This is a genomic window from Cohnella cellulosilytica, assembly GCF_042431195.1.
In the GTDB taxonomy this organism is placed as follows: domain Bacteria; phylum Bacillota; class Bacilli; order Paenibacillales; family Paenibacillaceae; genus Cohnella; species Cohnella cellulosilytica.
Genome location: NZ_JBHMDN010000079.1, coordinates 325219 through 347911 on the forward strand (window position 1 = coordinate 325219; position 22693 = coordinate 347911).

The 22693-nt window shown below is 59.0% G+C and carries 20 protein-coding genes; 3 read left to right on the forward strand and 17 right to left on the reverse strand.

What is annotated here, in order from left to right; translation table 11 throughout:
* Window positions 1–21 precede the first annotated feature (21 nt).
* A complete protein-coding gene (locus tag ACFFT4_RS34730; protein WP_378054380.1) occupies window positions 22–468 on the reverse strand; it encodes a tellurite resistance TerB family protein in 447 nt (148 codons plus the stop codon).
* Window positions 469–658: 190 nt separating this feature from the next.
* Between ACFFT4_RS34730 and ACFFT4_RS34735 the strand changes: the two genes are divergently transcribed.
* The gene (locus ACFFT4_RS34735) at window positions 659–1330 is read left to right on the forward strand and encodes a 3'-5' exonuclease (protein ID WP_378054383.1); all 672 of its coding nucleotides are present in this window, start codon (window positions 659–661) and stop codon (window positions 1328–1330) included.
* Window positions 1331–1511: 181 nt separating this feature from the next.
* Window positions 1512–3182, forward strand: coding sequence for a dihydroxy-acid dehydratase (gene ilvD, locus ACFFT4_RS34740; protein WP_378054499.1), 1671 nt, complete (start codon window positions 1512–1514; stop codon window positions 3180–3182).
* 358 nt (window positions 3183–3540) lie between these two features.
* Here ilvD and ACFFT4_RS34745 read toward each other — a convergent pair whose 3' ends face one another.
* A complete protein-coding gene (locus tag ACFFT4_RS34745) occupies window positions 3541–5025 on the reverse strand; it encodes a polysaccharide deacetylase family protein (RefSeq protein ID WP_378054385.1) in 1485 nt (494 codons plus the stop codon).
* Between the two features lie 182 nt (window positions 5026–5207).
* Between ACFFT4_RS34745 and ACFFT4_RS34750 the strand changes: the two genes are divergently transcribed.
* Window positions 5208–6353, forward strand: a complete 1146-nt coding sequence (locus ACFFT4_RS34750; RefSeq protein WP_378054386.1) for an AI-2E family transporter — start codon at window positions 5208–5210, stop codon at window positions 6351–6353.
* On the opposite strand, the gene ACFFT4_RS34755 is transcribed toward ACFFT4_RS34750, so the two are convergent.
* The 15 genes from ACFFT4_RS34755 to cymR all read right to left on the reverse strand — a co-directional run bounded on the left by ACFFT4_RS34755 (window position 6286) and on the right by cymR (window position 22683).
* Window positions 6286–8121, reverse strand: coding sequence for a peptidoglycan D,D-transpeptidase FtsI family protein (locus ACFFT4_RS34755; protein ID WP_378054388.1), 1836 nt, complete (start codon window positions 8119–8121; stop codon window positions 6286–6288). The genes ACFFT4_RS34750 and ACFFT4_RS34755 overlap by 68 nt on opposite strands.
* 147 nt (window positions 8122–8268) lie before the next feature.
* Window positions 8269–10383 (reverse strand): methyl-accepting chemotaxis protein, encoded by a 2115-nt coding sequence (locus ACFFT4_RS34760; protein WP_378054390.1) that lies wholly within the window; start codon window positions 10381–10383, stop codon window positions 8269–8271.
* 193 nt (window positions 10384–10576) lie between these two features.
* Complete coding sequence (locus tag ACFFT4_RS34765) at window positions 10577–11839, reverse strand: peptidase U32 family protein (protein ID WP_378054392.1); 1263 nt, start codon at window positions 11837–11839, stop codon at window positions 10577–10579.
* Window positions 11840–11858: 19 nt separating this feature from the next.
* The gene (locus ACFFT4_RS34770) at window positions 11859–12773 is read right to left on the reverse strand and encodes a peptidase U32 family protein (RefSeq protein WP_378054394.1); all 915 of its coding nucleotides are present in this window, start codon (window positions 12771–12773) and stop codon (window positions 11859–11861) included.
* Between the two features lie 118 nt (window positions 12774–12891).
* Window positions 12892–14211, reverse strand: a complete 1320-nt coding sequence (mltG, locus tag ACFFT4_RS34775) for an endolytic transglycosylase MltG (RefSeq protein WP_378054396.1) — start codon at window positions 14209–14211, stop codon at window positions 12892–12894.
* 167 nt (window positions 14212–14378) lie between these two features.
* Entirely contained in the window at window positions 14379–14690 is a 312-nt protein-coding gene (locus tag ACFFT4_RS34780; RefSeq protein WP_378054398.1) for a DUF1292 domain-containing protein, read from the reverse strand.
* Complete coding sequence (locus ACFFT4_RS34785) at window positions 14683–14988, reverse strand: DUF1292 domain-containing protein (RefSeq protein ID WP_378054400.1); 306 nt, start codon at window positions 14986–14988, stop codon at window positions 14683–14685. The genes ACFFT4_RS34780 and ACFFT4_RS34785 overlap by 8 nt, the downstream gene beginning before the upstream one ends.
* Window positions 14969–15418: a Holliday junction resolvase RuvX gene (gene ruvX, locus ACFFT4_RS34790; protein WP_378054402.1), complete on the reverse strand. Its 450-nt coding sequence runs from the start codon at window positions 15416–15418 to the stop codon at window positions 14969–14971. Before ruvX ends, ACFFT4_RS34785 begins: the two co-directional genes overlap by 20 nt.
* 2 nt (window positions 15419–15420) lie before the next feature.
* Window positions 15421–15696, reverse strand: a complete 276-nt coding sequence (locus tag ACFFT4_RS34795; RefSeq protein ID WP_378054404.1) for an IreB family regulatory phosphoprotein — start codon at window positions 15694–15696, stop codon at window positions 15421–15423.
* Window positions 15697–15777: 81 nt separating this feature from the next.
* Window positions 15778–18405: an alanine--tRNA ligase gene (gene alaS / locus ACFFT4_RS34800; protein ID WP_378054501.1), complete on the reverse strand. Its 2628-nt coding sequence runs from the start codon at window positions 18403–18405 to the stop codon at window positions 15778–15780.
* A 376-nt stretch (window positions 18406–18781) separates the two neighbouring features.
* Window positions 18782–19852 carry an AI-2E family transporter gene (locus ACFFT4_RS34805; protein ID WP_378054406.1) on the reverse strand — a complete coding sequence of 357 codons (1071 nt, stop codon included), beginning with the start codon at window positions 19850–19852 and terminating at the stop codon, window positions 18782–18784.
* 448 nt (window positions 19853–20300) lie between these two features.
* Window positions 20301–20507 carry a YrzR-like zinc ribbon domain gene (locus ACFFT4_RS34810; protein WP_378054408.1) on the reverse strand — a complete coding sequence of 69 codons (207 nt, stop codon included), beginning with the start codon at window positions 20505–20507 and terminating at the stop codon, window positions 20301–20303.
* A complete protein-coding gene (locus ACFFT4_RS34815) occupies window positions 20504–21055 on the reverse strand; it encodes a PRC-barrel domain-containing protein (RefSeq protein WP_378054410.1) in 552 nt (183 codons plus the stop codon). The genes ACFFT4_RS34810 and ACFFT4_RS34815 overlap by 4 nt, the downstream gene beginning before the upstream one ends.
* Before the next feature lie 32 nt (window positions 21056–21087).
* Window positions 21088–22233, reverse strand: coding sequence for a cysteine desulfurase family protein (locus ACFFT4_RS34820; RefSeq protein WP_378054412.1), 1146 nt, complete (start codon window positions 22231–22233; stop codon window positions 21088–21090).
* A 30-nt stretch (window positions 22234–22263) separates the two neighbouring features.
* Window positions 22264–22683, reverse strand: coding sequence for a cysteine metabolism transcriptional regulator CymR (cymR, locus tag ACFFT4_RS34825; protein ID WP_378054503.1), 420 nt, complete (start codon window positions 22681–22683; stop codon window positions 22264–22266).
* Window positions 22684–22693 lie beyond the last annotated feature (10 nt).

Genomic DNA, 22693 nt, shown 5'->3' on the forward strand with positions numbered 1-22693 from the left:
CCGTTTCGCTCGTCGAGCGGTTTACAGTCCGAAATCCGCAGGGTTCAGATTCACCGCGCGGCAAATTTCGCGCACGACGTTCTTCTCCTGCTCGTCGAAATCTCCGTCGGCGGCGCCGATAGCGCAGCAGACGCTGATGACAATGCGGGCGATGTCCGGCTTGTCCTTGAACTTGATGATCGGCTTCATCGCCTCCGCTTTGCCGATCATGGCGTCGAAATCGAAGTTGCCCGTATAGAAATTGAATCTTTCGATCACTTTGGAGGTTTCGAACACCTTAAGCTCTTCGTTATGCTGGATGTAGCCGATCATCTTCTGCTTCTCCGGGCCGCTGATCTCGCCGTCCGCCGCGGCGACGATGGCGCATCCGGCAACGACCGCGTCCATGAAATCCTTGTTTTTGAACTTGGTGACTTGGTCCTTCAAGCCCTGCTTCATAGAAGCCAATCGCTGTGAAAAAGTGCTCATTGCAAAGCTCCTTCCGGTTCCTACCCTTAATATAAATGAATAGCTATATTGTAACTGATCGCCACCGTTCGATCAAATTCGACTCCGCCGCCCGCTTTCCGGACATTCGGACAATTATTTTCCACACTGACAAATGAACGGAGGAGGTCTATAATAACAAGGGTACGAATCATTATCGGAACATCTTGAGGTGCATGCAGTGATTATTATCGTCTATGACCTGGAAATGACCGTCCGGCGCAAGAAGGGCCAGATCGCCGAAATCATAGAGATCGGAGCGGCGAAAGTCGGAGACGCCGACGGACAGCCGCAAATCGTCGACACGTTCCAGTCGTTCGTCAAGCCGACCGTCGTGCCCCAGCTGTCCGCGGATACGACCGAATTCACGGGCATTTCGCAGGAGGACGTCGACGCCGCGGCGCCGCTGTCGCAAGTCGTCCGCGGGTTTATCGAATGGATGGGACAGGAGGAATACTTCCTGTGCGCATGGGGACCCGACGATCAGCGGCAATTGGCGCACGAATGCCGGCAGCACAATATTTCGACGGATTGGATCGTCAACCACAACAATCTGCAGAAGATGCTTTCCAAGGTCTACAAGCTGGAGAAGCATCAGCAGATGGGGTTAAAGCCCGCATTGGAAATGCTCGAAATTCCGTTCAGCGGCTCCCACCACCGCGCGATGGACGATGCGATCAATACGGCGCGCATTCTCGTCAAGCTGTACGACCGTTTCCAGTTCCGGCGCAACAAGCCCGGCGACGAGACGAAGGTCGAGAGCGAAGTCGTGTATAAAACCGAGCATTACGAAAATTTGCCGTTCGCCGGACTCGCCAATCTGTTCACCGATTCCGCCCAATAACGAACGGTTTCCGCAGCCGGTTTTTCCGTAACGGCGGGGGGCCGTTCTTGATTTTCCCGCCCGTCGCGGACGGCGGAGCGGCGCAAGCCGTTCTGGTCAAGCCGTCCGAAGATGTGATAGAATCAAGGATATGACATTCCGGTTTATCCGAAGAGGGGGACTACAGTTGGCCAACAAAAGAATGCGCTCAGACATGATCACCAAAGGCTTCGACCGCGCTCCGCACCGCAGTTTGCTTCGGGCGGCCGGCGTTAAGGAAGAGGATTTCGGCAAACCTTTCATTGCCGTCTGCAATTCTTACATCGATATCGTACCCGGTCACGTTCACTTGCAGGAATTCGGCAAAATCGTCAAGGAAGCGATTCGCGAAGCGGGCGGCGTTCCGTTCGAATTCAATACGATCGGCGTCGACGACGGCATCGCCATGGGCCACATCGGCATGCGCTATTCCCTGGCCAGCCGCGAGATTATCGCCGACTCCGTCGAGACGGTCGTTAACGCGCACTGGTTCGACGGCATGGTCTGCATCCCGAACTGCGACAAAATTACGCCGGGGATGATGATGGCCGCGCTGCGCGTCAACATTCCGACGATCTTCGTCAGCGGCGGACCGATGAAGGCCGGCCGTACGAGCGACGGACGCGCCATCTCGCTGACCTCGGTATTCGAGGGCGTCGGCGCCTATATGACCGGCAAGATCGACGAACAAAGCCTGACCGAGCTCGAGCAGTACGGCTGCCCGACCTGCGGCTCTTGCTCCGGCATGTTCACGGCGAACTCCATGAACTGCCTGGCGGAAGTGCTCGGCCTCGCCCTTCCGGGCAACGGCACCATTCTCGCGGTCGCCCCCGAACGTCGGGATTTCGTGAAAAAATCGGCGAAGCAGCTGATGGAGCTGATCGAGAAGGACATCAAGCCGCGCGACATCGTTACGCTCGATTCGATCGACAACGCGTTTGCGCTGGACATGGCGATGGGCGGCTCCACGAACACCGTGCTGCACACGCTGGCCCTCGCTCACGAAGCCGGCATCGAATATCCGATCGAACGGATCAACGAAGTGGCAAAGCGCGTCCCTTACTTGTCCAAGCTCGCTCCCGCTTCCGATCATCATATCGAAGATCTGCATAACGCAGGCGGCGTAAGCGCGATTATCAACGAGCTGTTCAAGAAGGACGGCGCGTTGAAGGGCGAAGTGATGACCGTCTCCGCCAAGACGCTGCGCGAGAATGTCGAAGGCGCGGAAATTACCGATCATTCGGTTATTCGTCCGATCGACGATCCGCACAGCAAGGAAGGCGGCTTGTCGGTGCTGTTCGGCAACCTCGCCCCGGGCGGCTCGATCATCAAGGTCGGCGCGGTCGACAAATCGGTCGGCGGCTACCACCGCGGACCGGCGATCTGCTTCGACTCCCAGGACGAAGTGCTGAAAGGTCTTGCCGAAGGCAAGGTTAAGGAAGGTCACGTCGTCGTTATCCGCTACGAGGGTCCCAAAGGCGGCCCGGGCATGCCGGAAATGCTTGCCCCGACCTCCCAGATCGTCGGCATGGGCCTCGGAACGAAGGTCGGCCTGATTACCGACGGCCGGTTCTCCGGCGCGTCCCGCGGCATCGCGATCGGCCACATCTCTCCGGAAGCCGCGGAAGGCGGTCCGATTGCGTTCGTGCAGGACGGCGACATCATCGAGCTGGACATGAACAACCGCACGATCACGCTGGAAGTCAGCGACGAAGAGCTGGAACGCCGCCGTTCCGAATGGAAAGGCTTCGAGCCGAAGATCAAGCGCGGTTATCTCGCCCGCTACTCGGCCATGGTTACCAATGCCAGCCAGGGCGGCGTCATGAAAATGTAAACGGGACGGCCGGGCGGGAACGACTTTCCCGTCCCCCCTCTCCCGCAATTGCATCCTGTCAAGAAGCAAAAAGCCTCCGGCGTCCTGATGACGTCGCAGGCTTTTTTGCTGGCGTTCAAAAAGGTTGTCCGCTACAGAGTTGCTTAATGATCGATAGACAAAGAAGGGGTGTGTACCTCCTGGAGATGCCTCCTACGCTCCTGAAATCACCTTATCACCGGTTTATCATTCCCATTTCAGGGGCGTATAGCATCGGAAGGAGGTACATCCCCCTTTCACCTTGCTCATCGATTATCTTTCAAAGCAGCTTGATTATCTTAGGGGGCAGCCTTCTTACGAAAGAACCATAAAATAAAAATTAGACCAGCTTGCCGAGGGTTGCGTCGTCGAACTCTCCTTCGGAGGAGCTGTCGGACGAGGCGGAAGCGGAGGCGGCTTCCGCCTTCCGCGTCGATCTGCCGCCCGTCTCGTCCGCCTTGACGGCGGCGGCCCGCTCCCGCCCGACGCGGCGAACCGCGCGGGAATCGTCGGCCCACTTCAGCAGCGTTTCCCGTTCCATAATCAGCATGCGGGGATTCAACGATTCCCCGTGTTCGCGTACCCGCCGGTTGCCGGAAGGGTGAACGACGCGAATCATAAACCGCAAGTAAAGGTTCGTCGACCACGCGAACAATCCTTTGGGCAAGTCGAACATTTCGAACCCGAGGCTTTCGCCTCCCCGATGAATCATCGATACCCCGTAGAGCGCTCTGATGTCGCCGCCCTTCGAAATCGCCGCCAGCTCGCGCGCCATGTCCGGCAGCACCTTCTCCATCTCGCGGATGATTCGGATGGCGAGCTGCAGCGACGTCTTGGACTTCATCCCCATCTCGACGAGCATCCGGTTTTCGAAGTGAATTTCCATAATCTGCTCTCCGGATTTAAGCTCCCGTCCGCTCTGAAGCCGAAGCGCGGGCCCCGAATACTTGCGAATCCGATAATTGAAAAATCCGGTGTCGCCGACGGGACGAAGCCGGAACACGACGTGAAACAGCTTCTCCCAGAGCATCCACAGAGCGATAACCAGCTTCTTGACGGGACCGACGGAACGCTCCGCGCTCGCGCCGGCAGCCTTGCCCGCTCCGCCTTTTTTCTTGGTGCGCTCCGTCTCTTCGATCATTTTGTCGATGCCGATAAAGCGATAGCCTTTCTTGCTCCCGTCGTTCAGAATTCTCTCCACCGCGGCGATCGTGTTTTCGGGCGCGTCGCGATCCGCCCCGAAGGTGCTGCCGCAGTCGTGCAGCAGGAACACCTGCCCCGGCTTCAGCTTCCGCTTCATCCGGCGATACAGCTTGTCCGCCCCGATCCGCTTTTTCCAATCTCCGAACAGCGACGTCCAGAGGACGATCTGCAGATGTCCGAGCTTGGCGTAATCGAACATGTTCACGATTCCCCAGGGAGGACGATAATACATCGGCTTCGTCCCCGTAATCCGCTCGATAACGTCGGAGGTTTGGCGGATTTGCCGCTTGACGGTGCTCGGACGCATAAACCAGTTCATATGATGGACGTAGTTATGTATGCCGAGAATATGTCCTTCCTGATGAATTCTCGCCACAATCTCCGGGTACTTCTCCGCGTTCTCCCCCACGACGAAAAACGTTCCCTTCGCGCCGTGGCGCTTAAGCAGGTCGAGCAGCTTGGGCGTATACTCCGGGTCGGGCCCGTCGTCGAAGGTCAAGGAAATCCCGTCCGCCGACTTTCCGTTCATGAAGACGCGGTAGCCGAAAATCCGGCTGATCAAAGCCGGCAAAAAAGCGTAAAAAGTCAAAAAATAAAAACCTATCCATAGGATGATTTCCATGCTTTCCCCACCATCTTGATTGCCATATTAGTTGTGCGCGCGGTTATTAGCCTGCCTTATATTTTAACATATGCTCCGCCAAAATAGGCATTCCAGTATGCATCTTTTTTGTTATCATGTACAATAGAAATTATTGGAACGGACAAGCTGCCTATTACGAATCGGAAAAGGAAGGCTGACAGATGCTCTCATTGTACCAAAAATACTGGAGAACCGTTTTTGATATTGGCGTGGTCGTGCTCACCGTATGGCTGACGATGTACGTATTCAGCTACTTGTACAATTTGGCGACGCCCGTATTTCTCTCCTTTCTGATTTTCTGGATTATCGAACCGCTGGCCAAGCGCCTTAACCGCATCGGACTGCCCAAATCGATCGCCACGGGCATCAGCATTCTGTTATTCACGCTGATCGTTCTGGCCGCCTTTTTCGGACTCGGCTATATATTCACGATTCAGATTTCGCAGCTTGCGGACGATCTGCCGAAGTATCAGAAATTGCTCGAAGGCCAGGTTCATACGATCGCCGAACGGCTGCAAACCCAGGCGGACGCGCTGCCTCCGGACGTCGCCGAGAAGCTGAGCCAGGCTACCGCCTACGTGACCGATCTGGGGGCGAGCTGGGCCGGCAAATTTCTGAAATGGCTCGTCGGCTTCCTGAGCTCCTTCTCCTCCTTTATTTTGAACATTTCGATCGCCGTCATTCTCGCTTATTTCCTGAGTCTGGAGATCGAGAGCTGGAAGAAGGTGTCCTCGGACAGAGCGCCCAAAACGCTCAAAATCGCCTTCGAGTTTCTGCGCAACAACGTATTCAAAGGAATCGGCGCTTATCTGAAAGCGCAGGGCAAGCTGATCAGCATTACGTTTCTCGTGATCTTCGTCGCTTTGCTGGCGCTTGGCGTGAACAACGCGTTCTCCATCGCACTGCTCGCGGGCATCTTCGACGTGCTCCCGCTGCTCGGCGTCAACACGCTGTTCATTCCGTGGATCGTCTACCTGTTCGTCGTCGGGGACACCACGCTGGCCATCTGGCTTACCGCGCTGCTGCTCGTCGTGACGCTCACCCGGCAATTTCTGGAGCCGAGAATTACCGGGCAGACCGTCGGCGTATCCGCCTTCACGATGCTGGCTTTTATGATGATCTCCTTATCGCTGTTCGGCGTCGCGGGATTGATTCTGGCCCCGATCCTGATGATTCTGCTGAAAGCTCTGTACGACCAGGGCTACTTCCATCGCTGGATCCGGTTTCCGAAGGACGAGTTCAACGTTCATCCGCTTGCGCCGCAGCCTGCTGCCGGCGAAGCTCCAGACGCCGAATCCCGTCCATAACTTTGCCGAACACCGTTGCGCCGCGGTTGCGCAGGCCCGCCGGCTGATCCTCGATCAGCACGGCGACCGCGTACCGCGGCTTTTGGCCGACCGGCCCGTATCCGACAAACCAATGATCGTTGCGCCCCTTCCGCTTGCCCGCAAGCTCCGCCGTTCCCGACTTGCCGGCCAGCGGCCATGCCGAGCCTCGCAGCGCCCCGGCGGCCGTCCCCTCCCGCACGACCGCCAGCATGCCCTTGCGCAGCGCGGCGGCCGTATCCGCTCCGATCCTTCCGTGCTTCGAGGTCGCGGATTGCACGTCCAGCGAAGCCATCAGCCCTCCGTCCGCGTAGCGCACCTCCTTAACCAGTCTGGGCGAGAATACGCGGCCATCGTGCAAAATCGTCACGGCCATGTTCGCCGCCTGCAGCGGAGTGATCCTCACGTCCCGCTGGCCGATGCCCGATCCCGTTCTCGCTCCCCCGTCTGCGGCGATCCGCTTGTTCAAGAACACCGTGCCCGCCTCTTCCTCGCCCAGCAGCCGCAGCGGTTTTCCGTCCGCGAAGCGGTCCGTGTGCCAGCCCACCTGCCTGGCGAAGCCCAGCCGCTCCGCCGTAATCTGCAGCCAGGCCGGGTCCAGGCGCTCGGCCAAAGTCGCGAAAGCGACATTGCAGGATTGCGCGTAAGCCTGCTCCAACGTCAACCGGCCGTGCCCGCCCTTCTTCCAGCATTTCAGCCCGTATTTGCCGTATTTGCCGTCGCAGTAGAACGTCTCCTGCCAGCCCGTCTCGCCCGCCTCCAGCGCCGCGGCCAGCGTCACCGTCTTGAACACCGATCCGGGCGGCGCGGCGGAGACCGCGTGATTGCGCTCGTCCGTTCCGTTCGCGCCGACATGATAGGGGTCCAGACGAGGAAGCGACACCATCGCCAGAATGTCGGCGTTCGCCGCGTCCAGCACGACAACCGCCCCTTGGCCGATTCCGTATTCGTCCATCGCCGATTCGGCGATCCGCTGAACGTCCAGATCGAGCGTTGTCGTCACTTGCAGCGGAAAATGCGGATTGTCGGCAACCGTCAGCCGCAGCCCCAGCCCCTGCAGAGGTTTTCTCCCCGCATCCGTTACCTGCTTCACCAGCGTCTCGGATCGACCCTGGAGCAAACGGTCCAGCGACTTCTCCAATCCCGCTCCCCCCATCGGCGTTGTCGTCTTCATCCGTTTCTTGGCGATTTGATCGCCGTAGACGCCGACGACATGCTCGGGATGCTGCGAAATATAACCGATCGCATGCAGCGGCGTGATGTCCGCCGGATAACGATTCAGATAGGGCAGTACCGCTACGCCGAGCAGGTTCGCCCGCTCCGCCCGCAGCGCCTGCTCGGAGGTCAGATCGGCCGCCGCGCCGGACCCTGGCGGACGCCACACGGCCGGTTCCCGCAGCCGTCTCAGCCACTGCTCCAGCACGTTCTCCTCGACGCCCAGAGCCTCCGCCAAATCCCGAACGTCCCGTTCCGGCCCGCGCGGCTGCCCGTTGTCGGGAAACGCGGCCAGCCCGTGCACCGCCTGCCCGGTCAGCTGGCGTCCCCGGCGATCGAGGAATCGCCCTCGGCCGCTGTCGAGCAGCAGCGTATCCGAATGCTGCAGCACAGCGCTCGTATTCAGCGAAACGCTTGCGCTCCTCGCTCCGCCTCCCCAAATCTGCAGCCAGGCCAGCCTAGCCCCCAGCACGCCGAACAGCGCCGCCAGCAGTAAAAGCACCCGCAGCGCCCTTGTCGATCTTACCCGCCTCATTTCTTATGCCCCTTTTTCTCTCGTCTCCTCTCTAGGATTTCCATAATTCGCGTTGTCAAGCATAACGGCCGGTTCCGTCTTGAAGACGATATGAAAAAGAGGCCCTCTCCATGAAATCGGAGAAGACCTCTTCGCGCAAATTAAAACTTAGGATACCGTAAAGCGGCTGAGCGATTCGCGCAGCTTGCCCGATACCGCCTCGAGGTTGTTCGACAGCTGCACCAGACCGTCGCTGATGCTTAATTGCTCGTTGCTCAAGGAAGCGACTTCCTCGGACGTGGCGGACGCTTCTTCGGCGACCGCGCTGACGTTGCTCATCGCGAGAGCGAGCGTATTCTGGGCGCCTTCGAGCTGACGAACCGAATCCGTAGCCGAGGACAGCCTGTTGATAAATCCGCTCATATTGTCCTGCACCGTGACGAAAATTTGATTGGCTTCGCGCACCGAGTCGATCTGCTCCTGGAAGATCGGATAAGCTTCGGACAGAACGCTGACCGTTTCGTCGATCTCGCGCGAAATATTTTCGACGATGCCGCCGACGATGCCGATCGATTCGCGGGATTGGTCGGCCAGCTTGCGGATTTCGTCGGCGACGACCATGAAGCCTTTGCCGGCCGCTCCGGCCCGCGCCGCTTCGATCGTGGCGTTCAAGGACAAAATATTCGTCTGCTTCGTGATATTGCCGAGCACGTCGAGAATTTTCCGGATGGAGCCGGTGCTTTCCTGCAGCTTGTCCACCTTCTCGACCATCGAACGCGTCATCTCTTCCGTCTGTCCCGTCTTCTGGATCAGGTTATCCATGTAGACGGAGCCCGTGCGGCCGGCTTCCTCGACCTCGTTGGCCGATTGTCCCATCTCGAGGTTGGAATCGATGACGGATTGAACCTGCGTGCCGATCTGGACGGTCAGATCCGAGCCCTTCTCGGCTTCCACCGCGAGATTCGTCGCGCCGTTGGCGATCTCCTCGGTCGCGACGGCGATTTCTTTGGCCGCTCCGGCCGTCTTGCGGGAGGCGTCGGACAGCGAAGTCGCCGTCTCCAGCACCTCCTGCGCGGATTGGTTCGTCTGGCGAACCAGTCCGGTAATTTCCTCCATCATCCGGTTAAAGCTCTCGGACACCTGGCCGATCTCGTCCTTGCTGCGGTTGGTGGAACGAACGGTCAGGTTGCCGCGCTCGCCTTCGTTCATCAGCGTGCGCAGCTGAGCCAGCGGACGGCCGACCGTCAGCATGACGATCATCCCGATACCGGCCGCGATCAGCGCCGCGATCAGCGACATCAGCCACGTAAGATTGCTGATTGCCTTGGCGTCCTTGACAAGCTCGGATACCGGAATGTTGCCGAGCAGCTGCCAGCCGTTGTTCTCCATCAATCCGACCGACGACAGGACTTTGGTCCCGTCGATCGTAATCGTCGCGGAAGAGTCTTCTCCCGGCAAATCGTACTCGTACGGAGTACCCATCTTCTCGGCGTTCGGACCGTATACGATCGTTTTGTCGGAGGAGACGATGTAGGCGGAGCTGCCTTCGCCGAAATTGACCGACTTCATCTCGTCTTCCAGCGTCTTGATCTTGATCTCGAGCATCAGCAGATAAGGCTTGCCTTGATTCAGCAGACGTCCCAAGACGAAAGTCGGAGTGGAGCGATTGTCGTCCAGGCCTTTGGGCATCGTCGGAATCCAGGTTGCCCGGCCGTTTGCCTCCGCGATCGTCGTCAGGAACGGCTTCTCGGCGACAGCTTCCCGGTTCAGCGACGTGCCGGTGGAGATAAATTGCCCGCCCTCGTACATCGGAATCAGGGAAATCGACTCATAGCTGGAATCGGCCATGGCGACGCTGTTCAGCTTCTCCGTCAGTTGACGCGCCGTATCGAACATTTCATAATCGTCCATGGAGACCGCCAGAGTGCCCAGCAGGTTAATGAAGGACGAATCGGTAATGAATTGCAGCGACTGGCGTTCGTAGCCTTCGAGCATAAGTGCGATCTTGCCGGCCGTCTGCACCGCGGTCTGACTGCTCGAATCCGCAACCTTCTGCTGAATGATCGAGCTCGACTTGGAATAAGAAAACCATCCCAAAATCATTACGCAAGCCAGAATACTGCAAAATATAAGCAAAAACAGCTTCATTCCGACGGAGCGAATCGGATTCTCGAACTTCGTTTCCTTTAATTGACCGCCAACCTTTTTGGACAGACCGCTCACGGAATTCGAAGCTTTCTTCAAATTCATCGATCCCATTTTCTCACGCCACGATTGTTTCATCTGCTATTACCCTCCAACTATGTAGTGACGACTGACTAACGGCATATAAAAATAGACCTGCCTGAACACAACAAAGTAATTATCGGCCGCTTGGTTGGCTAAGTTTACCTTTGTGTGACAAATTCGACAAGTCTATTTCTTTTTCCTCTTATTTCTTGGGCGATCCTAAAAAAAATATTACCCTAATTTAACACTATAGTCTCTTGCGCATAATGTCGAGCGGGGCTACGGGCCGATCGGTTTTGACGCGAATTTGCTGCAAAGGGTGACGCGCGACGGTCAGCGGGGTCCCATGCTCGTCCGTAAACTCGTCCAGGCGCTGAACGAACCGCCGGCCCCCGGGGCCGAAAAACTCGACCTCCATCCCCGGACGGAACGGATTGCGCTGCTGCACGACGGCGATGCCGGCGCTTTCGTCGTATTCGATTACGACCGCCGCGAAATCGTACGGCGCCGCCTTCTCCTCGGGCTCGTAAATATGCTCTTCCGCTCCCGGAGTCGAATAGAAGAATCCGGTGTTCAGCGGACGGTTCGCCGCTTTGCCGATCTCCTCGACCCATTCCGGGCGCAGCTCGTAGTTATCCGGATCGGCCATGTACGCGTCGATCGCCTGCCGATACGCGTTCACGACGGACGCGACGTAATGGATGCTCTTCATTCGTCCTTCGATCTTGAAGCTGTCGACTCCTGCGTCGATCAAATCGGGAATATGCCGGATCATGCACAGATCCTTGGAGCCCATCGTGAACAGGTTCTCTCCCGGCTCCATGACCGATTGCTCGTCGGCGTGCAGGTCGTATTTCCAGCGGCACGATTGGCAGCAGCCGCCTCTGTTCGAATCCCGGTCGGTAAAATGGTTGGACAGCACGCAGCGCCCCGACACGGAGGAACACATCGCGCCATGGACGAACACCTCCAGCTCGACGTCGACCTTCGCTTTCATTTCCGCGATCTCGTCCATCGTCGTCTCCCTGGCCAGCACAACGCGCGGCAGTCCTTCCTCCTTCCAGAACTGCACCGCCTGCCAGTTCATCGTCGATTGCTGCGTGCTCAGATGAACCTCCAGCTTGGGCGCGACTTGCTGCGCGGTTTCCACAATGGCCGGGTCCGCGGCGATAATGGCGGCGATTCCCGCGTCCTCGAGCTGCCGCAAGTAATCGGCTACCCCGTCCAGGTCCTCCTGGTGGGCGTAAATATTCGTCGCCACGAATACTTTGGCCCCGTACTTGGCGGCGAAGGCGACGCCTTCGCGCATCTCCTCGATGCTGAAATTGTCGGCATTGGAACGGAGGCCGTATTTCTGTCCTCCGATATAGACGGCGTCCGCACCGTAATGGACGGCGAATTTCAATTTTTCCAGGCTGCCGGCCGGAGCCAGCAGCTCGGGCTTGTCCAGACGCGTCCTCTTGCCCGCGTAGCGCGGCTTGACGCGCGTTGCGACTCGACTCATCTTCATTCCTCCTGATCAAGTCCGATCAATAGACCTGTTCCTTGTACAAAAATCCGAAGCCCAATTCCCGGTCCGGGCTCTGCAGCCGTCGGATGTCGTCCAGCGCCCGCTCGTCCGGAATATAGCCGTCGGGATCTTCCCGCCAGCGGTCGAGCGCTTCCCGGTAGCTCCTCAGCACCGTCTCGTTATATTCCTCGCTCTTGAGCAGCGGCTCGATATAGAAGCTGTCCATACCCGCGCGGATCAGCTCGGGCAGCGCCTCGAGCAGACAGACGTCGTCGGGACTCATCACGTGGGTGCCGTTGTCGTCCTCGTATACCGGAAACTTCTCGTCCGGCCGTTCGGCCTCGACGAGAAACAGCCCTTTGTCCGGCCCTTTGCGAATCAGCGTCGCTTCGCGGCCAAGATGCTGCATATAGCTCTCCAGAAGATTGCGATGCGAATGATAGATATTCGTCATGCCATGAACTTGGACCTGGATCTGCATCTTCGACCTGGCTTTCAGATCGACAAGCTCCTCTTCGTTCAGCTCGCGGGCGACGACGGCCCGCGCGGCCCCGCGCTTGCCCCAATAGGACGCGGAGGACGAATTTGTCCCCGTCATCTCGGCGTTCCAGAAGAGCGTCAGATCGGGAGCGTGCTCGCGCGCGTTCATCCAGACCGCCGGATCGCCGAAGACGACGGCGTCCGCTTCGGCCGCGCGAACGGCGCGCAAATAGTCGGGCAGCCCTTCCAGCTCGTGGTTGCGGAACAGCTTGTTCATGTTTACGTATACTTTCGCGCCCATTTGATGAGCCGCTGCCGCGGCCTCCTGCAGCGCCTCCTGGCCAATCTCCCCCGGCTGCCGCATGCCGAATCGGGATTCTCCGATCAGAATGGCCGTGGCTCCGGCTTGGACGTAACGCTTTATCTGGCCGACGGAGCCGGCGGATATGAGCAATTCGGGTATCGCTGTCGTAATGGCAATGCACCTCCGGGAAATCTTCGACCCGGCAAGCGGCTCCGCCAAATTGCGGAACCGCTCGCCGGGTCGGCGCGCATTCTTGCGAACGCGAATGTTATGGAGCGACGTTCTTCTCGCTCAATTTGATGTTCTTCTGGTGCTGGTTGTAGGTTTCCGCGAAGAGGTGGGTATTCGTCCCGTCCTTCTTCGTGACGTAGTACAGATAATCGGTTTGATCCGGGTAGAGCGCGGCCTCGATCGATTTCAGGCTCGGGGTCGCGATCGGTCCCGGAGGAAGTCCCTGGTTCATATAGGTGTTGTACGGACTGTCCACCTTCAAATCCGCTTCGAGCAGCCGTTCCTTCTGCTTGTCGAGCAAGTATTGGATCGTCGCGTCGATCTGCAGCGGCATTTTCTTGTTCAACCGATTCTGTATGACGCTGGCGACGATCGGCCGCTCTTCGTCGACGACAACTTCCCGTTCGACCAGCGAAGCGATCGTCAGCAGCTTGTGCACCGTCAGTCCCCGCTCCTCCAGGACGCCAAGCCAGTCCTCCGGCAATTGATCGAGCTTGCGGTCCAATTCGGCCAGCATGCGGTTCACAATTTCCGTCTCCGTGCTTCCGGCTTTCATCTCGTAGGTTTCGGGGAACAGATAACCCTCCAGCGGATAACGAAGATTGCCCTTCTCCGGCAGATCCTTCGTCCAGACGGACCCGGTCCACAGCTCCGGCTTGCTCGCCGCCTCCAGGAACTTCTCCTTGTCCGCTCCGGCTTTCTCCGCGAGCCGCTCGGCGATCTGCGGTACGGTGAAGCCTTCGGGGATCGTGAACTTGATCGTCTCCGCCGCGATCGTATCCCCTTTGTTCAGCTTGTCTACAATGGCTTCCCGGGTCATGCCCGGCGTCAGCTCGTATTCCCCCGCTTGGAAGCGGGAGCCTTCTCCTTCGAGCTTCAGCCAGCTTCCGAAAAGAAAAGCGTTACGTATAAGTCCCTGCTCCTCCAGCAATTCGGCGACCTTCGACGCGCGCATGCCGGAGGTGATCGTGAACTTCACCGGCGCGGACGCCGGAGTCGGCCTTAAGCCGTTCCAAACATAAAATAACGTGCCGCCCGCTATGGCCAATACCAGGCATAGGGCGATCAGGAAAGACCAGAGCAGCACCTTGGGCTTGCGCCGGCGCACGGCCGGAACCGATGTCGTGCTCGCGTTCGGTTCCTGCCGGGAAGTCCGGGCGGCCGGGGAGCGGTCGTCCGGCTCGGCTTCCCTTGCGGGGCCTTCGGCGCGCGAAGCCACGCGGGACAGCGCGGGCAATCTTCCGCTCTCCGTCGCCGCGGCCGTCTCCCGCTTGTCCGTCGGTCCGTTCGCCCCGTCCTTCCCGTTGTCCCCGTAAATGGATCTCCATCCCGTAGTCGTATCGTCGTCTCTATTCAAGCTATCTTCCCCTCCAGCAAACCTGTCTCGCCAAGCAAAAACGCCTTCGGCGCCCTTGGGACGGAGAAACGCGTTTTTGTCGAAAACGATTCAGAGAAGGCTTGCGGATGATGCGCTTTCTGAATCGCCAAGAAAAAGAGCGGTCGCCCGCTCTTCGATCGATGATTTCACGGCCGTTCTTCGCTGCCGAACTGCATATCGTCGAAGGCTTCGGCGACAAGCTCCCATTCTTCCTCATCCGCGACGGACTCGAGTTCGATCTCGCCGTCCGCGTTCGTCCCGATCAGGAACACCTCGATCTCGTCGTCCCGCCGCATCTCTTCCGTCTGCAGCACGGCATAACGCCGGCCGTTCACGATCAGCTCGGCCGCGATGCGGTAGAGCTGCGCCGCCCCGTCCTCGGATTGCAGCTCGATGCTGTCCCCGTAACGGCCGCGCAGCTCCTCCGACGCCTGCCCGTCGCCGCGCGAATCAGTCATCGGCTTCGCCGAACTCGCCGATCAGCGTGTTGAACGTCTCCTCGACCATATCCCATTCCGCCGGGTCCTCGATCGGGTACAGCTTGATCTCGCCTTCGTTGTCCTCGTCGTAGCGGAAAGCGAACACTTCCTGCTCCTCGTCCCCTTCCTCGTCGGCCGGCACGACCATCATGTATTTGCGGTCGGTGCCGTCGTCGAGCTCGAAGCGCATGACGACTTCGAAGGGCTCGTCGTTGCCTTCGTCGTCCGTAATGTAGATCAATTCCGCTTCTTCTTCGTTATGGTTTAAATCCGTCATGGACGATTCCCTCGTTTCTTTTCGATACCGATTCAAGATAGCTCTGCAGCAAAATCGCCGCCGCCATCTTGTCGATCACTTGTTTGCGTTTGCTCCGGCTTACGTCGGCCTCGAGCAGCGTCCGCTCCGCGGATACCGTCGTCAGCCTTTCATCCCATAGTTCCACCGGCAATTCTAGCTTTTGCCGAAGACGCTCCGCGAATGCGATGCAATTTTCCCCACTCGGCCCGATCGTGCCGTTCATGTTCTTCGGCAAACCGACGACGATCGTGCCCACCTCGTGCTGCCCGACCAGCTCCGCGATGCGCGCCTCCGGATCGGCGACGACTTTGCGGTCGATCACTTCCAGTCCCTGCGCGGTCCAGCCGAACAGGTCGCTCATCGCCACGCCGATCCGTCTCTCGCCGTAATCCAGCCCCAGCGCCCGCATCGTCAACGGTTCTGCTGAAGATAGAAGCGCACGAGCTCTTCGATCAGTTCGTCGCGCTCCTTCTTGCGGATCAGGCTGCGCGCGTTGTTGTGCCGCGGGATAAAGGCGGGGTCCCCGGACAGCAGGTAACCGACGATCTGGTTGATCGGATTGTACTCTTTCTCCACCAGCGCGTCGTGGACCTTGAACAGAATATCGCGCGCCGATACTTCGTGCGGGTCGGCGACGACATCGAATTTGACGGTTTGATCGAAATGGTTTTTATCCGACGTGCTCATCTCCAGCACCTCGCTTTCAGTAACTGACTAAAACCCATATCTTCATCATAACACAATCTCGGTTCGACAGGAAATTAGTGGCTATGAAATCTGGGACCGGACGAGCCCTTCGGCCGCCTTCAGCGCTTCGGCCAGCTTCGCGGGCTCTTTGCCCCCGGCCTGGGCCAGCTCCGGCTTGCCTCCGCCGCCTCCGCCGCAGATCGCGGCGATGTCCTTGATCAGCTTGCCGGCATGGAAGCCTTGCTTCGTCAGATCCGGCGTTACCGCCACGACCAGGTTCACCTTCTCGCCGTCGACGGCCCCCAGCACGAGCACCGCGGAGCCGAGCTTCAGCTTCAGCTCGTCCGCCACGCCGCGCAGCGCGTCCATGCCGCCGGCGTTCACTTGAGCGGCGAGCAGCGTCACCTCGCCGACCTTCCGGGCCGCGGAGACCAGCTCCGCCGCTTCCAGGCGGGCCAGCTTGCCCTGCAGCGACTCGTTGTCGCGCTGCGCCTGGCGGAGCTCGCCCTGCAGCGCTTCGACGCGTCTCGGCACGTCGGCCACGGAGCTCTTCAGCAGCGCGGCCGCGTCCTTCAGCAGGCCGAGCTGGTCGTCGAGATACGCGTAGGCATGGCGTCCGGTCACCGCTTCGATCCGGCGCACGCCGGAGCCGATGCCGCCTTCGCTCACGAGCTTGAACAGGCCGATCTGCGACGTGTTGCGAACGTGGCAGCCGCCGCACAGCTCCAGGCTGTAATCGCCGACGCGGACGACGCGGACGATGTCGCCGTATTTCTCGCCGAACAGCGCCATCGCGCCCATCGCCTTCGCCTCGGCGATCGGCTTCAGGCTGATGTCCAGCTCCGTGCCGATCCAGATCTGCTCGTTGACGCGGCGCTCGATCTCGGCCAGCTCCTCGGGCGTTATCGCGCCGAAGTGCGAGAAGTCGAAGCGCAGCCGCTCCGGCTCGACGAGCGAGCCCGCCTGGTTGACATGCTCTCCGAGCACGTCCTTAAGCGCCCTGTGCAGCAGGTGGGTCGCCGTATGGTTGCGGATCGTATCCCCGCGGTCCGCGGCGTTGACCGAAGCCGTGAGCGTCTCTCCCACCTTGAGGAACCCTCCGGTGACGACGACCTGATGCACCGGCTGGCCGTGAGGCGCCTTGCTCAAGCCGGTCACCTCGGCGTTGACGCCGCTGCCGAACAGCACGCCGCGGTCGCTTACCTGACCGCCGCTCTCGGCGTAGAACGGCGTGCGGTCGAGCACGACCAGCACCTTCTGGTCGACACCGGCGACGTCGACGAATTCGTTGTCCGCCACAATCGCCAGCACGCGGACTTCCGCGGACAGATTGTCGTAGCCGATAAATTCGCTCTTGTCCGTATAATCGGCCAGCGGCCCGCCCTGAACCTTCATGCTGTCCGTCTCCTGACGGGCCGCCCGCGCGCGGTCCCGCTGCTCCTGCATCGCCTTGTCGAAGCCTTCGCGGTCAACGGTCATGCCCTGCTCCGCGGCGTAATCCTCCGTCAGGTCGAACGGGAAGCCGTACGTATCGTACAGCTTAAACGCGTCCGGACCGGAAATGGCGGAGCTTCCTTCGGCGCGGGCTTTGGCGCACAGCTCGGCGAGGATCGCCAGACCGTCGGACAGCGTCTCGTGGAACCGCTCCTCCTCGGTGCGAATGATCTTCTCGATGAATTCGCGCTTCTCCAGCACCTCCGGGTAGTAGCCGCCCATCACCTCGCCCACGGTCGGCGTCAGCTCCCACAGGAACGGACGGTCGATGCCGAGCACCTTGCCGTATCGGACGGCGCGGCGCAGCAAGCGGCGAATGATGTAGCCGCGGCCTTCGTTGGACGGCAGCACGCCGTCGCCCACGGAGAACGCCACGGTGCGGATATGGTCGGCGATCACCTTCAGCGCGACGTCATGCTCCTCGTTCGCCTTGTAGGTCGCGCCCGAGATCGCGCTCGTGCGCTCGATGATCGGCATGAACAGGTCGGTGTCGAAGTTCGAGTCCACGTCCTGCACAATCGAAGCGAAGCGCTCCAGGCCGGCGCCGGTATCGATATTCTTATTCGGCAGCGGCGTGTAGCTGCCGTCCTTGTTATGGTTAAACTGCGAGAACACGAGGTTCCACACCTCGAGGAAACGCTCGTTCTCGCCGCCCGTCGTGCATTCGGGATCGGACAGATCGCCGTATTTGTCGCCGCGGTCGTAGAAAATTTCGGTGCATGGGCCGCACGGGCCTTCGCCGATGTCCCAGAAGTTATCCTCCAGCTTGACGATTCTCTCCGGGGGCAGACCGATCTTCTCGTTCCAGTAGCGATATGCCTCCTCGTCCTCCGGATAGACGGTGACGGACAGGCGCTCCGGATCGAAGCCGATCCATTCCGGACCGGTCAGAAACTCCCAGGCCCAGGTAATCGCCTCTTCCTTAAAATAATCGCCGATGGAGAAGTTGCCGAGCATCTCGAAAAACGTATGATGCCGGCGCGTCTTGCCCACGTTCTCGATATCGTTCGTGCGGATGCACTTCTGCGAATTGGCGATGCGCGGATTTTCCGGGATGACCCGTCCGTCGAAATAAGGCTTGAGCGGCGCCATGCCGGCATTGATCCAGAGCAGCGAAGGATCGTTATGGGGGACGAGCGGCGAGCTCGGTTCGATCTTATGGCCTTTGCTTGCGAAGAAGGCCAGCCATTTGCTGCGGATTTCTGCTGCTTTCATCGGTTTCATGTTTCGGTATTCCTCCTCGGCTCTCTCGAAAAAAATAAAAAAAACGCCCCCAAAATCAGGGACGAATAGCTTCGCGGTACCACCCTGGTTATCGCTTCCGCGGAAGCGATCTCCTCTGACGGGATAACGGCCCGGGCCGGCGGACTTGCATCCGCACTCGGAAGCGAGCTTCCCGCGCCCTTCGCAACGAAGATTTTTCCAGCCATGCCCGTCCTTCGTCGGTCTGCCGACTTCCTTCGGGCAAGAAATCTTCTCTCTGGCGATGCGGACTGCGAGGTACTTATGCTTCGTCAACGTGTTGCGCAATATTTGTGACGTCATATCTTGTTACGACACATCAAATTATAGACAACCCCGTTCGGCGCTGTCAAACGGTTTTTCGGTGAATGTAGTAGGCCGCCACGTGCTGAACGACCACTTTCATCGCCGCGTAGAACGGAACCGCCAAAATCATCCCCACGATGCCCGCCAGCTCCCCTCCGACCAGCAGCACGAGGATGATCGTCAACGGGTGCATTTTCATCGATTTCCCGACCACCTGCGGACTGATCACGTTGCTCTCGAGGTTCTGGCAGATCATGTTGACGACGATGACCATCAGCACCATTTTCCACGATACCGTCGTGGCCATGATGAGCGCGGGAAGCGCCCCGAAGAACGGTCCCAAATACGGAATGATATCGAACAGCGAGACGAATCCGGCCATCAACAGCGGATAGGGCATCCCGATAATCAAATAACCGATGTACGCGAGCACCCCGACGCAGAACGACACGATCAGTTGGCCGCGAATGTAGCTGCCCAGGGCGGTATCGATCTCCTTCAGCAGCCGCACCGCATGCTTGCGCCTCGCCCGGGGCACGTACTGCAGGGCGGCGCGCTCGAACACATCCAGATCCTTCATCATATAGAAAGCGAGAAAAGGCACGATCATGACGATAAACAGCACGTTGACGACGGAATCGATATTGTTGAGGAAGTTGGCGATCCACTGCTCGATCCGTTTCTCCAGCGTCCCGATCGACCGGTTGATGCCGTCCCTGACGGCTTCCGGCAGCACGTTGTTGTTGTTGAAATGGTCGACCAGTCCTTGCGCTCTCATCGTCAGCTCGGGCATATGCTCGTTCAGCTCCTCGACCTGTTTCATGAACATCGGAATGACGTTCATCAGAATCACGACGGATACGGAGAGGAAAACGGCATAGATGAGCAGCACCGCCGCGGTGCGCGGAACTTTGCGGTCGTGCAGCAGATTGACGATCGGATTCAGCGTGTAGGAGATGATCATCGCAACGAGAAAAGGGGCCAGCACCGCCTTGAGAAAATCGTAAACCGACATCAGCATCGGACGCACGAGCACAACCAGGAACAAGACGACCAGCAGGAGGATCGCGTACACGAGCGCGCGAAACAGGCGGCTTTTCGCGAACGTCTCCATCTCCGTACTCCCCCCTTCAGCGGCCGCATCCGCAGGACGGGCATTCCCTTCCAGTATATGCACTTGTCCTCGCGCATAAACCAGCCTCCGGGAGAACGGCCGCCAGCCCGCATCCGGGCCGCTACGTTAATCCGCTGATTCCGCCGACTATCGACCCGTTAACGGTCCGGGAGACCGTTAATCCGCTGATTCCGCCGACAATCGACCCATTAACGGTCCGGGAGACCTTAATCCGCTGATTCCGCCGACTATCGACCCGTTAACGGTCCAGGAGACCGTTAACCCGCTGATTCCGCCGACCATCGACCTGTTAACGGTCCGGGAGACCGTTAATCCGCTGAGTCCGCCCGACCATCAACCTCTTAACGGTCCGGGAGACCCCGGCAAGCACCCCAGAAAAAAAAGCGCTCCGCTCCCCATTCCGGGGGCGGAGCGCTTCGCGCGCGTCTTACATGCCGTTGGCGTGAATCGGAGCCGGGATCGGCTCGTCGAAGAACAAATCGTCAAGCGAGCTTAACGTTCCGTCCTCTTCCACCTGGTAAACCGACATTTTCTCTCCGTTGACCGTCAATTCGATAAAGCAGCTCCAGCAATAAAATTGATGGGAACCGATTTTACCGATATCTTTAGAACCGCAATTCGGACATCTCATCATCCGTCTTCACCTGTCACTTTCCGCGTAGGCTCTCTCGTCAGTATCCGTTCGTAAGACGCCGGCACGAGAATCGCATCGTTGCCCAATGTCATCTTGTCCGGCGCTTCCGGCAGAATCAGCTTCCGCCTTCCTTCCAGCACGTCCGCGAGAAAACCGTCCGTCAACTCATATCCTATTATTGGTGTACCCTCGGACGTCTTAAAATAAACATCCGATACTTTGCCTAAATATTGTCCCTCGATCGTATAGACTGGCATATCCTTCAACCGGACGACTCCGGAGTGGAATGTCCGCAGCAGCTCATTTCCGTTAATGGACGCGACAGCCGCACCGTTGCGAATCAACAAAGCGTCTTCGCCGAGATGAACGATATCTTTCCAGTAAACAATTTTGGACAACTTGCGGAACAGCCCGGATCGCGTATACCTGTCCAACACGACGCCGACCAGCCGCCAAAATTCGTCGAACCATATGTCTTTGATTTTCCCGACGCACTTGCCGCTCTCGAGCAGCACTGGCAAGCCGAGAATGCGCTCCACTTGGACCATGCGGGCTCCTGACTTCAGCGTCTTGTAATGTATTACGCATAACGCGCTGAAATAGTTGCAATAATTTTCGCCATTTTTTCGGCCTCATCTGTAGTATTGCCCAAACCGAAGCTGAAACGTACCGCGGATGCGATTCTGTCGGAAGGAAGATTCATGGCCTCAAGCACATGGGAAGGTTTCAGAGAACCGGAATTGCACGCGGAACCGCCGGATGCGGCGACGCCCGCGAGATCCAGATTCATCAGCATGCTTTCGGAGGAGATGCCGGGAAAGCTTACGTTCAGCACGTGGGGAAGCCGGAATTCCGGATGGCCGTTCACGACGAAACGCTCGGAGCCGAGATGCGCCGCCAGCTGCCGCAAAGCTTCCGCCCTTACGCTCTCCGCGTGCTGCCAGCGGCTTTGGCGCTGCGCGCGGGCGATGCCGGCCGCGGCGGCGAAGGCGGCAATGCCGGCGACATTCTCCGTGCCGGCTCGGCGGCTTCGTTCCTGGGAGCCCCCGTACAGCGAAGGAAGCCAGGGCGTTCCTCTGCGCACGTATAACAGGCCGACGCCCTGAGGACCGTTGATCTTGTGGGCGGAGACGCTCAGCAGATCGATCGGCAGCTCGCGAAGGTCGATCGGCAAATAGCCGAAAGCCTGCACCGCGTCGACGTGCATCAAAGCCCGGCTGCGGCGCGCAAACTCGCCGATCTCGGCGATCGGCTGCAGCGTCCCCGTCTCGTTGTTGCCGGCCATGACGCTGACGACGGCGGTACGCTCGTCGATCGCCGCCTGCGCGTCCTCGAGCCTGACCCGGCCGAATTCGTCCACGGGCAGAATCGTCAGCTCGAACCCTTCGGCCTCGAGCCGGCGGCAGACGTTCAGCACCGCATGGTGCTCGACCGCCGTCGCGACGATTCGATTGCGCCCCTTCTTGCGCTGGGCGAACGCCGCCCCGAACAGCGCGGCATTGTCGCTCTCGGTCCCGCCGCCCGTGAAAACAAGCTCCGCCGGAGAGCATCCGAGCATCTCAGCGAGCGAATCCCTTGCGACGGAGACGCGCTCGCGCGCCGCGCGGCCCGACCCGTGCAGACTGGAAGGATTGCTCGGTCCCGCGGAAGCGCACGCGACATAAGCTTCGATCGCCGCCGGATGCATCGGAGTCGTCGCCGCATGGTCGAAATAGATGGTATTCAAATGCTGCACCTTCTTCAAAACCTCGCGGTATTAAATGTAGAACATGTAGTTGTCGAGCTTGTCCGCGCCCTTAAACGTGATCAGATCGTGAAGCGTCGTCGAGTCGAGAACCTCGGCGATGCTGTCGCGAATTCTAAGCCACAAGTCGCGCTTGGCCGGATCGTCCTCTTCGGTGAAATCCACCGGACTGATCGGTCCTTCGAGGATGCGGATCACGTCTCCGGAGGAGATCGTCTCGGGGTCTTTCGAAAGGATGTAGCCGCCGTAAGCGCCTCGTACGCTTTTAACCAATCCCGCGTTGCGAAGCGGAGCGATCAGCTGCTCCAGATAATGCTCGGAAAGTCCGTTTTTCTCCGCGATGCTTTTCAAAGAGATCGGGCCTTCGCCAAATTTGGCCGCAAGCTCCATCATGATCGTTAAGCCGTAGCGGCCTTTGGTCGAAATTTTCAAATCGAACACC